Annotated in this window: 8 protein-coding genes; all 8 read left to right on the forward strand. The window is 70.0% G+C overall.

Translation table 11 applies throughout. The annotated features are described in order from the left end of the window. The first annotated feature begins 81 nt into the window (after window positions 1-81). The 8 genes from D7V97_RS33025 to D7V97_RS33060 all read left to right on the forward strand — a co-directional run bounded on the left by D7V97_RS33025 (window position 82) and on the right by D7V97_RS33060 (window position 9,024). On the forward strand, window positions 82-387 hold the full coding sequence (locus D7V97_RS33025) for a hypothetical protein (protein ID WP_120614599.1): 306 nt from the start codon (window positions 82-84) through the stop codon (window positions 385-387). A 57-nt stretch (window positions 388-444) separates the two neighbouring features. Further along, window positions 445-1,272, forward strand: coding sequence for a 2,3,4,5-tetrahydropyridine-2,6-dicarboxylate N-succinyltransferase (locus tag D7V97_RS33030; protein ID WP_120614600.1), 828 nt, complete (start codon window positions 445-447; stop codon window positions 1,270-1,272). 47 nt (window positions 1,273-1,319) lie between these two features. Continuing rightward, window positions 1,320-1,955 carry a dimethylsulfonioproprionate lyase family protein gene (locus D7V97_RS33035; protein ID WP_120614601.1) on the forward strand — a complete coding sequence of 212 codons (636 nt, stop codon included), beginning with the start codon at window positions 1,320-1,322 and terminating at the stop codon, window positions 1,953-1,955. Window positions 1,956-1,983: 28 nt separating this feature from the next. Then, the gene (dapE, locus tag D7V97_RS33040; protein ID WP_120614602.1) at window positions 1,984-3,075 is read left to right on the forward strand and encodes a succinyl-diaminopimelate desuccinylase; all 1,092 of its coding nucleotides are present in this window, start codon (window positions 1,984-1,986) and stop codon (window positions 3,073-3,075) included. Between the two features lie 161 nt (window positions 3,076-3,236). Further along, window positions 3,237-3,677, forward strand: a complete 441-nt coding sequence (locus tag D7V97_RS33045; protein ID WP_147445073.1) for a histone — start codon at window positions 3,237-3,239, stop codon at window positions 3,675-3,677. Window positions 3,678-3,871: 194 nt separating this feature from the next. Further along, window positions 3,872-6,139 carry a family 2 encapsulin nanocompartment cargo protein terpene cyclase gene (locus tag D7V97_RS33050; protein ID WP_120614604.1) on the forward strand — a complete coding sequence of 756 codons (2,268 nt, stop codon included), beginning with the start codon at window positions 3,872-3,874 and terminating at the stop codon, window positions 6,137-6,139. A 55-nt stretch (window positions 6,140-6,194) separates the two neighbouring features. Then, window positions 6,195-7,589: a family 2B encapsulin nanocompartment shell protein gene (locus tag D7V97_RS33055; protein WP_120614605.1), complete on the forward strand. Its 1,395-nt coding sequence runs from the start codon at window positions 6,195-6,197 to the stop codon at window positions 7,587-7,589. Between the two features lie 34 nt (window positions 7,590-7,623). Then, window positions 7,624-9,024 (forward strand): family 2B encapsulin nanocompartment shell protein, encoded by a 1,401-nt coding sequence (locus tag D7V97_RS33060; protein WP_120614606.1) that lies wholly within the window; start codon window positions 7,624-7,626, stop codon window positions 9,022-9,024. The last annotated feature ends 1,484 nt before the right edge of the window (window positions 9,025-10,508 follow it).

Consider the following 10,508-nt stretch of genomic DNA (forward strand, 5'->3'; position numbering starts at 1 on the left):
GGCGGGGGGCCGGCCGGCTCACGGCGTCCGGGGGGCGTCCCCACCTTTGCCTCCACAACGGCAAGTGGGAGGTGAGGACCGATGGCTTTCGACGACACGCCCTTCGAACGACGCTCCATCATTGGGGGGATGCGGGTCCGCGCGGCGGACGGGACGATGCTGGGCTACGTGGCCTTCATCGGTCAGGGCCACCTGTATGTCCGGCGCTCGCCCTTCACCCGGCACTGGAAGGAGGTGCCCCTGGAGGCCGTGGGCCGGGTGCTCCAGGGCGCGGTGGTGCTGCGCGCGGACGCCGGGCCCCTCGTCCCCGCGGACAGGTTGCATCACGGGGAGATCCTGTCGGCGACGCATCCGCTGGCGTTCCTCCCGGGGACGTCCCACGCGTGACGGGGCGTGACTTTCCGGAGCGGCGCGGCGCGCTGAAGTGTGATTGAACGCGGGCCCATGGCCACCTCCATCGAAGAGCTCTCCCAGAGGGTGTCCGCGGCCTTCGCGGACCGCGCGCTCCTGAAGGACGCGGACGCCGTGTCCGCGGTGCGCGAGACGTTGGCGCGGTTGGACGCCGGCGAGCTGCGCGTCGCGGAGAAGGGACCCGAAGGCTGGCGGGTGAACGCCTGGGTCAAGGAGGCCATCCTCCTGTTCTTCGCGGTGTCGGAGATGCGGGTGATGGAGGTGGGCCCCTTCGAGTTCTACGACAAGGTGCCCCTGAAGAAGGGCCTGGAGGCGGCCGGAGTGCGCGTGGTGCCGCCGGGCACCGTGCGCTACGGCGCCTTCGTGGAGCGGGGCGCGGTGGTGATGCCCGGGTACGTGAACATCGGAGCCCGGGTCGGCGCGGGCACCATGGTGGACACCTGGGCCACGGTGGGCTCGTGCGCGCAGGTGGGCCGCCACGTGCACCTGTCCGGCGGCGTGGGACTGGGGGGCGTGCTCGAGCCGCCCTCCGCGTCGCCCGTCATCATCGAGGACGGGGCCTTCCTGGGCAGCCGCTCCATCGTGGTGGAGGGGGTGGTGGTGGAGGAGGAGGCGGTGCTGGGCGCCAACGTGGTGCTGACCGCGTCCACACAGATCATCGACGTCACCGGCTCCCAGGAGGTCGTGCACAAGGGGCGCGTGCCGGCCCGGAGCGTGGTGATCCCCGGAATGCGGGAGAAGGAGTTCCCGGCCGGGAAGTACATGGTGCCGTGCGCGCTCATCATCGGACAGCGCAAGGCCTCCACGGACCAGAAGACCAGCCTGAACGCGGCCCTGCGGGAGTTCGCGGTTCCGGTGTGACGGCCAGAAAATCCGCTGGCGCGTCGGGCCCGTATAGAAGGACGGTGATGGAACACCTTGATGACATCCTCCCCGAGTGGCTGCTCGGGACCCTGGAGCCGGCCCGGCGGGACGCGGCGTCGCGGCACCTGGACGGCTGTGAGCGCTGCCGGGCGGAGCTGGCCCGGCTGACGCCGGCCGTGGATGCGCTCGGGGCGCTGGTCACCCCGGAGCCGCCTCCGGCCGCCGCGCTTCCCCGGCTGATGCGCCAGATGGAGGGCCCTGGCCGCTTCGCCCGCTGGGCGGAGCAGGTGGCCGCCTTCCTGGACGTGACGCGGGAGCGGGCGCTCGCCGTGCTGGAGTCCATGGCGGACCCGAACCAGTGGATGCCCGGTCCGGTGGAGGGCGTGGAGCTGATGCCGTTGGAGCCGGGCCCCGCGCGCGAGGGGATGATGGCGGCCGTCGTGCGCCTGCTGCCCGGCGCGCGCTATCCGCGCCACTCGCACCAGGGCCGCGAGTGGAGCCTGGTGCTGGAGGGCGGCTTCCGCGAGGACAACGGCCACGAGGTGTGGCCGGGTGACGCGCTGGAGAAGCCGGACGGCTCGCTGCACGACTTCACGGCCCTGCAGGGGCCCGCGTGCATCTGCCTCACGGTGCTGGACGGCGTGACGTCCTTTGAAGAGCTGGCGGACGGCGGCGCCTGACGGGCGGCGGGAGTATGTTGTCCCGCGCATGGCTTCCACCGACGACCTCGCCACCCGCCTCGCCCAGACGACCCTCGAGTTGTGCCGCATCGACAGCCCCATTGGCCACGAGGGTCCCATCGCGGACCACGTCGAGGGCTGGGCGCTGCGCCACTTCCGCCGCCAGGAGGTCTTCCGCGTAGGCCACACGCTGCTGCTGGGCGCGCTGGACGACCCCCGCCCCACGGTGGCGCTCATCGGCCACCTGGACACGGTGCCCATGCACCCCGGCGACGTGGGCCGCGCGCCTCGCATCGAGGGGGAGCGCGTACACGGCCTGGGCGCGTCCGACATGAAGGGCGGGCTCGCGGTGATGATGGCGCTCGCGGAGGACCTGAAGCGGGACGCGCTGCCCGTCAACGTGGCCTTCCTCCTGTACGAGCGCGAAGAGGGCGCCTACGCGGAGAGCGGCCTCATCCCGCTGTACGAGAAGCGGCCGGACCTGTCGCGCGTGCGCTTCGGCATCGCGATGGAGCCCACCGACGGCGTGGTGCAGGTGGGCTGCGTGGGCAGCATGCAGGTCACGGTGCGCTTCACCGGGCGCAGCGCGCACTCGGCGCGGCCGTGGCAGGGGGAGAACGCCATCCACAAGGCGGGCCCGCTGCTCACGGAGCTCCTGGGGCGCGAGCGTGTGGAGGTGAACGTCGCGGGCTTCCCCTTCTACGAGGTGATGAGCGCGACGCTCGCCAAGGGTGGCCGGGCGCGCAACGTGGTGCCGGAGGCGTTCGAGCTGAACCTCAACTACCGCTTCGCCCCGGGCAAGAGCGTGGCCCAGGCGAAGGAGGACGTGCTGGCGCTGGTGGCGGGCCGCGCGGAGGTGGAGTTCACGGATGCGTCGCCCAGTGGACCGGTGGCCGCGGGCAACCCGCTCTTCCAGCGGCTGCTGTCGCTCACGGGGCTGCCGGCCGCGTCGAAGCAGGCGTGGACGGACGTGGCGCGCTTCGGCGAGTGGGGCGTGGACGCGGTGAACTTCGGGCCCGGTGAGACGGCGCAGGCGCACCAGCTCCACGAGAGCGCGCCCATCCCTCCGCTCGCGGTGGCGTACGAGAAGCTGGCCGCGTTCCTCAAGGGCGCGGCGTAGAGGGCTGTCGCCGCCGTGCGCTCCGGGGCCGGATTCTCGGCCTCGCGCGGGCTCCGGTGGATGCACATTCGTTGGGTGGAGTGCATCTGCGCGTGCGTGCATGCGTGCACTTCGCGTGGATGCGCGTACGATCCAGGGCGTTAACCCCCTGGAGGTAGTTGATGACGGCAGAGACCCGAGTGCAGGACCCGAACGAGACCCAGTCCCAGTCCAACACGGCGCAGCCGGTCGGTGAGGCGACGTCCGTCACCCCGTCGCGCCGCCGCGCTTCTGGCTCGCGCAAGAGCGCGCGCAAGGCCTCGCCCCGCCGCAGCACGGGCGCCGCGAAGCGCGCGACCACCAAGCGCACCACCGCGAAGAAGGCCGCTGCGAAGCGTCCCGCCGCGAAGAAGGGCGCCGCCAAGCGCGGTGCCGCGAAGAAGGCCACCGCCAAGCGTGGCACCGCGAAGAAGGCCACCTCCAAGCGCGGAGCCCGCACGTCGCCGGTCCGTCGCGCCGCCGCCGGCCGCACCGCGCGCAAGACGCCCGCCGCGAAGCGTGGTGGCACCGCGCGCAAGACGACCGCTCGCAAGAGCCCGTCGCGCCGCACGACGCGCCGCTAGCGCGCCGTTCGCGGTGGGGAGGTGACCGTGTCCCGTGAAGGGATGCGCGCTCCCCACGCCGCGGGGTCATGACCCACGCAGGTGGGTCATTCCCGTTTTGCAAGCATTTGCAAACTTCCCTGCCTCGCATGTTGTGCATGGAGTTGGATTCTCGACACCGCTACAAGGGTCGCGGATCCAACTGAGGTGCACGCATGTCCGCGGCGCGACGCAAACCCCCCTTCGAGCTGCCGGACTTCTACGTTCCCTGGCCTGCGCGACTGAATCCCCATCTCGAAGCGGCGCGCGCGCACACCAAGGCGTGGTCGTACGAGATGGGCATCCTGGGCCCGCCGCGGGACGGGACGCAGAAGGAGGTCTGGAGCGAGCGGCGCTTCGACGGGATGGATTACGCGCTGCTCTGCGCGTACACGCACCCGGAGGCGCCGAGCGCGGAGCTGGACCTCATCACGGACTGGTACGTCTGGGTCTTCTACTTCGACGACCACTTCCTGGAGGTCTTCAAGTACTCGCGGGACATCGCGGGCGGTCAGGCGTACCTGGACCGGCTCCCGCTGTTCATGCCGTTGGACCTGTCGAGCACGCCGCCGGAGCCCACCAACCCGGTGGAGCGGGGGCTCTGGGACCTGTGGAAGCGCACGGTGCCCTCCATGTCCATGGAGTGGCGCCGCCGCTTCTTCGAGAACACCCAGCACCTGCTCGACGAGTCGATGTGGGAGATCGAGAACATCAGCGAGGCCCGCGTCTCCAACCCCGTCGAGTACATCGAGATGCGCCGCAAGGTCGGTGGCGCGCCCTGGTCGTCGGACCTGGTGGAGCACGCCGTCGCGGAGATCCCGGCCCGCGTCGTCCACAGCCGCCCCATGCGCGTCTTCAAGGACACGTTCTCCGACGCCGTGCACCTGCGCAACGACCTGTTCTCCTACGAGCGGGAGATCCTGGAGGAGGGCGAGCTCTCCAACGGCGTGCTGGTGGTGGAGAAGTTCCTCGAGTGTGACACGCAGCGCGCCGCGGACCTGGTCAACGACCTGCTGACGTCCCGGCTGCACCAGTTCGAGACCACCGCGGCGACGGAGCTGCCCTGGCTCTTCGCGGAGTACGGCCTCAACCCGGCGGAGCAGGCCCAGGTGATGTTGTACCTGCGGGGGCTCCAGGACTGGCAGTCCGGCGGCCACGAGTGGCACATGCGCTCCAACCGCTACATGAACCAGACGGCCGGCCGCGAGGGGCGGGAGCTGACCATTCCGCTCCCCAACGGCCTGGGCATGTCCGCGCTGCGGCTGCCCCTGACGTCCGGCGGGCTGGGGCTCACCCGCATCAAGAGCTTCTCCCACGTGCCCCGTCAGCACGTGGGCCCGGTGAAGCTGCCGAAGTTCTACATGCCCTACAGCACGTACCTGAGCCCCCACCTGGAGCGCGCGCGGCGCAACTCCAAGGACTGGGCGCGGCGGATGGGGATGCTGGACGTGCTGCCCGGCGTGGGGGTCTACATCTGGGACGACCACAAGTTCGACGTCGCCGACGTGGCCCTCTGCGGCGCGCTCATCCACCCGGACGCGACGCCTGAACAGCTGGACCTGACGGCGTGCTGGCTCGTGTGGGGCACCTACGCGGACGACTACTTCCCCGCGCTCTACGGCTACACCCGCGACATGCCGGGCGCGAAGGTGTTCAACGCGCGCCTCACGCAGTTCATGCCGGACGACGTGGAGACGGCCTCCGCCGCGGTGCCCACGAACCCGGTGGAGGTGGGGCTCGCGGACCTGTGGAAGCGCACGGCCGGCCCGCTCTCCGCCTACGGGCGCAAGCTGTTCCGCAAGGCCATCCAGGACATGACGGAGAGCTGGCTGTGGGAGCTGAACAACCAGCTCATCAACCGCGTGCCGGACCCCGTGGACTACGTGGAGATGCGCCGCAAGACGTTCGGCTCGGACCTCACCATGAGCCTGTCGCGGCTGTCCAAGGGCGACGCCATCCCCGAGGAGGTCTTCAAGACCCGCACGCTGCGCGGGCTGGAGAACTCGGCCGCCGACTATGCCTGCCTCGTCAACGACATCTTCTCCTACCAGAAGGAGATTGAATTCGAGGGCGAGCTCAACAACGGCGTGCTGGTGGTCCAGAAGTTCCTCGACGTGGACAAGGACTCGGCCGTCCTCGTCGTGAACCACCTGATGACGGCGCGGATGAAGCAGTTCGAGCACCTGGTCGAAAAGGAGCTGCCGGTCATCATCCGCAGCTTCGACCTGGACGCGAAGGCGCAGGAGAAGCTCCACCAGTACGTGGTGCAGCTCCAGCAGTGGATGGCGGGCATCCCCATGTGGCACGCGGCGGTGGACCGCTACAAGGAAGCCGAGCTGCTCGACGCGGCGACCCCCAAGCTCAAGACGGGCAACCTCGCCGGTCTGGGCATGGCCGCGACGCGCGTCGCCGAGCTGTTCAAGCGCGAGCGCTCCGATTCTTGAAGGCATTGAGCAGGCACTGACGTTTTCAACTCTTCAACTCAGGGAAGGATGACCCATGTCGAATTCCAAGACGCACGATGAGAACTCACTGAGCCTCGGGACCGCGGCGGCGCGCCAACTGGCGACGACCACCAAGTCGGAACCGCAGATGCAGGGCATCTCCTCCCGGTGGCTCTTGAAGCTGCTGCCGTGGGTGCAGGTGTCGGGTGGCACGTACCGCGTCAACCGCCGCATGAGCTACGCGGTGGGCGACGGCCGGGTGACGTTCACCAGCACCGGCGCGAAGGTGCTGGTCATCCCGCAGGAGCTGGGCGAGCTGCCCCTGCTGCGCGGGTACGAGGACGTGGAGGTCCTCACGGCCCTCGCCAGCCGCTTCGTGCAGAAGGAATACAAGGCCGGCGACATCCTCACGGAGGCGGGCAAGGAGGCGGACTCCATCGTCCTCATCGCCCACGGCAAGGTGAACCGGATTGGCGCCGGCAAGTACGGCGAGCCCACGGTGCTGGAGACGCTGGCGGACGGCGACCACTACAGCTACCAGGCGCTGCTGGAGTCGCAGGACTTCTGGCAGTTCACGGTGAAGGCCGTCACGCCCGTCACGGCGCTCATCCTCCAGCAGTCCGCCTTCGAGGCGGTGGTGGCCCAGGCCCCGTCGCTCCACAAGCACATCGAGGAGTTCAAGGCCCTCGCGAAGAAGAAGCAGGACACGTCCGGCCAGGCCGCCATCGAGCTGGCCTCCGGCCACCACGGTGAGCCCGTGCTGCCCGGCACCTACGTGGACTACGAGACGGCGCCCCGCGAGTACGAGCTGAGCGTCGCGCAGACCGTGCTGCAGATCCATACGCGCGTCGCGGACCTCTTCAACGACCCCATGAACCAGACCCAGCAGCAGCTGCGGCTGACCGTGGAGGCGCTGAAGGAGCGCAAGGAGCACGAGCTCATCAACAACCGCGAGTTCGGCCTGCTGCACAACGCGGACCTGAAGCAGCGCATCCACACCCGCCGTGGCCCGCCGACGCCGGACGACATGGACGAGCTGCTGGCCACCGTGTGGAAGGAGCCGTCGTTCTTCCTCGCCCACCCGCGTGCCATCGCCGCGTTCGGCCAGGAGTGCAACCGCCAGGGCATCTACCCCACCAGCATCGACATGAACGGGAACATGATCCCCGCGTGGCGCGGCATCCCCATCGTGTCCTGCAACAAGATCCCCGTCACCGAGTCGCGCACCAGCTCCATCATGCTGATGCGCGTGGGGGAGAAGAACCAGGGCGTCGTCGGCCTGCACCAGGCGGGCATCCCGGATGAGATAGAGCCCAGCCTCAACGTCCGGTTCATGGGCATCAACGAGAAGGCCATCATGAACTACCTGGTCACCGCCTACTTCTCCGCGGCCGTCCTCACGCCGGACGCGCTGGGCATCCTGGAGAGCGTCGAAATCGGTCGCTCGTAGTCCCAGGCCCCCACGCAACCCCAGAGGACTCTTCATGGCGAATCCCATCATCCACACCGGCGACACCGAGCACTCCAGCCTGGGTACGGCCGGTGCCCGTCAGCTGGCGACGACGACCAAGTCGCAGCCGCAGATGCAGGGCATCACCCCGCGCTGGCTGCTGCGCATGCTGCCGTGGGTCCAGACCAACGGCGTGTTCCGCGTCAACCGGCGCCTCACCTACTCCGCGGGCGATGACCGCCTGAACTTCAGCAACATCGGAGCGAAGGTGGAGGTCATCCCGCAGGAGCTGCTCAAGCTGCCGCTCCTGCGCGGCTTCGACGGCGACGAGGAGGGCCTCACGGTCCGGGCCCTCGCGAGCCGCTTCGTGCAGAAGGAATACAAGGCCGGTGACTCCATCGTGGAGGCGGGCCAGCCCGCGGAGCACGTGTTCCTCATCGCCCACGGCAAGGCGTCGAAGCTGGGCACGGGCAAGTACGGCGACCCTGTCGTCCTGGACACGCTCGCGGACGGCGATCACTTCGGCGACCAGGCGGTGGTGGAGTCCAACGACGTGTGGCCCTTCACGGTGAAGGCGACCACCGCCTGCATCGTGATGTCCCTGCCGCAGCAGGTGTTCGAGGCGCTCATCCTCCAGGCCCCGGCGCTGAGCGCCCACGTGGCGGGGTACAAGGCGCGCCTGAAGAAGCCCCAGGACAAGTCCGGGCAGGCCGCCATCCCGCTGACCGCGGGCCACCACGGCGAGCCCGTGCTGGCGGGCGGCTTCGTGGACTACGAGCTGAAGCCCCGCGAGTACGAGCTGAGCGTGGCGCAGACCATCCTCCGGGTGCACACGCGCGTCGCGGATCTCTTCAACGACCCCATGAACCAGACCGCCGAGCAGCTGCGGCTGACCGTGGAGGCGCTGAAGGAGCGCAAGGAGCACGAGCTCATCAACAACCGTGAGTTCGGGCTTTTGCACAACGCGGACCTGAAGCAGCGCATCAACACGCGCAGTGGTCCGCCGACGCCGGATGACATGGACGAGCTGCTGTCGCGCCGTCGCAAGTCACGCTTCTTCGTGGCCCACCCGCGCACCATCGCGGCCTTCGGCCGGGAGTGCAATCGCCGGGGGCTCTACCCGACGCCCGTGGACGTGCTCGGCCAGAAGCTGAACGCGTGGCGCGGCGTCCCCATCCTGCCCTGCGACAAGATCCCCATCTCCAACACGCTCACGAGCTCCATCCTCGTGCTGCGCACCGGGGCGGATGACCAGGGCGTCATCGGCCTGCACCACACGGGCCTGCCGGACGAGGTCGAACCGGGCCTCTCCGTGCGCCGCATGGACATCAACGACAAGGCCATCACCGAGTACCTGGTGAGCACCTACTTCTCCGCGGCCCTGCTCGTCCCCGACGCGCTCGGTGTGCTGGAGAACGTCGAAATCGGAAGCTGAAGCGGCCTCCGTTGGAAAATGGAACGGGCCCGGCGGTGAGCCGGGCCCGTGTCCACGGCCTTCCTCCGCGGGTGGCTAGTGCTTCACCCGCAGGAGGAAGATGTCGCCGCGCAGCGGCTTGAGCTTGCCGATGCCGAAGTCGGTGGGGCGGTCGGTGTGGCCGTACAGCACCGCGTCGCCGTCCGGCATCAGCGCCACCGCGGGCACTGCCTCCACGCCGTACAGCTCACCGCGGGGCTCCGGGTTGGCGCCCAGGTAGAGTCGCGACACCAGGGGCTGCCCTGCTGCGTCGAAGCGCTGGGTGAAGAGCTGCGCCGCCCCCAGGCCGTCCTGGCCCGTGGTGCCGTTCTCCAGCCACGAGTACGTGTAGCCCGCCACCAGCACCTCGCCGGACCCGTGCATCGCCACGCCCTGCACCTGGGCGTCGGTGCCCAGGTCGTGCGCCCAACGCTCGGTGCCGTCGTCGGCCGTCACCGCGACGAAGGCGCTGGGGATGGATGTGCCCTTCAGCGGCGTGTGCCCCCAGGAGAACGTGCCCTGGAAGTCACCGCCCGCCACCACCTCGCCGGCCGCGCCCCGGCCCACGTCCTTCGCGGCGCCCTTCACGCCCGGCCGGACCTTCGCCCACCCCAGCGCCCCGTTCGCGCGGTAGAGCGCGACGAACGGACTGCCCGCCTCGGACGCCTGCGTGCTGGTGGAGCCGAAGCGCACCGTGCCCGTGTAGCGCCCCGCCACCGCCACGCTGCCGTCCGCCGCGAGCGCCAGCGCCAGGGGCTGCGTGCCCGCGCCTTCGGACTCCGCGCTGCCCACCGCGATGGCCCGCTCCGGGGTGCCGTCCGCCGCGAACACCGCCACGCCCGCGCTGGCCCCCGTCACGTCCCCGCTCAGGTCCACCCGGCGCGGCGCGGTATAGGTCACGTACAGCCGGCCCTGCGCGTCCGCCGCCACGTCCGTCACCGTCAGCGTCGCCGGCACTCCGTGCGCCCAGAGCGTGGTGCCGTCCGCGGCCAGCCTCGCCACGAAGACGCTCTCGCCACCACCGTTGCCCAGCTTGCCCGTGCCCAGGTCCGTGATGCCTTGGAGGTTGCCGGCCACCAGCAGGCCGCCCGCGCCGTCCGCCGCGACGCGGGCGTGGACCTCGGCGCGCAGCGCTTCGGGGGCGGAGGCCGTGCGCACGTCATAGGCGTGTGTCCACACCGTCTCTCCCGTCCCCGTACGCCGCGTGAGCACCAACTCCACGGAGTCGTCCGAAGGCGCGCGGTCCTCCAGGTCGTCGTAGCCGTGCACCGCCGCGGTGAAGAGGTCCCCGGACGCGTCCACCGCCAGGTCCAGCGCCAGGTCGTCCTGGGCGGCGCCCTCCTTGTCCAACCACAGCGTCGCGCCGGACGCGGGCGGTGGAGTCTCCTTCACGGGAGGCGGTGTCTCGGCGGGAGTGGTGTCTGGCGGCGGGGTCTCTGTCTCTTGTACACATCTGACGCTGCCGA

This window comes from Corallococcus sp. CA053C, assembly GCF_003611675.1.
Taxonomy (GTDB): domain Bacteria; phylum Myxococcota; class Myxococcia; order Myxococcales; family Myxococcaceae; genus Corallococcus.

Excerpts from the sequence above, each read along its gene's own strand:
- D7V97_RS33025 (WP_120614599.1), top strand. The coding sequence starts at position 82 with ATGGCTTTCGACGACACGCCCTTCGAACGACGCTCCATCATTGGGGGG.
- D7V97_RS33030 (WP_120614600.1), top strand. The coding sequence starts at position 445 with ATGGCCACCTCCATCGAAGAGCTCTCCCAGAGGGTGTCCGCGGCCTTC.
- D7V97_RS33035 (WP_120614601.1), top strand. The coding sequence starts at position 1,320 with ATGGAACACCTTGATGACATCCTCCCCGAGTGGCTGCTCGGGACCCTG.
- dapE (WP_120614602.1), top strand. The coding sequence starts at position 1,984 with ATGGCTTCCACCGACGACCTCGCCACCCGCCTCGCCCAGACGACCCTC.
- D7V97_RS33045 (WP_147445073.1), top strand. The coding sequence starts at position 3,237 with ATGACGGCAGAGACCCGAGTGCAGGACCCGAACGAGACCCAGTCCCAG.
- D7V97_RS33050 (WP_120614604.1), top strand. The coding sequence starts at position 3,872 with ATGTCCGCGGCGCGACGCAAACCCCCCTTCGAGCTGCCGGACTTCTAC.
- D7V97_RS33055 (WP_120614605.1), top strand. The coding sequence starts at position 6,195 with ATGTCGAATTCCAAGACGCACGATGAGAACTCACTGAGCCTCGGGACC.
- D7V97_RS33060 (WP_120614606.1), top strand. The coding sequence starts at position 7,624 with ATGGCGAATCCCATCATCCACACCGGCGACACCGAGCACTCCAGCCTG.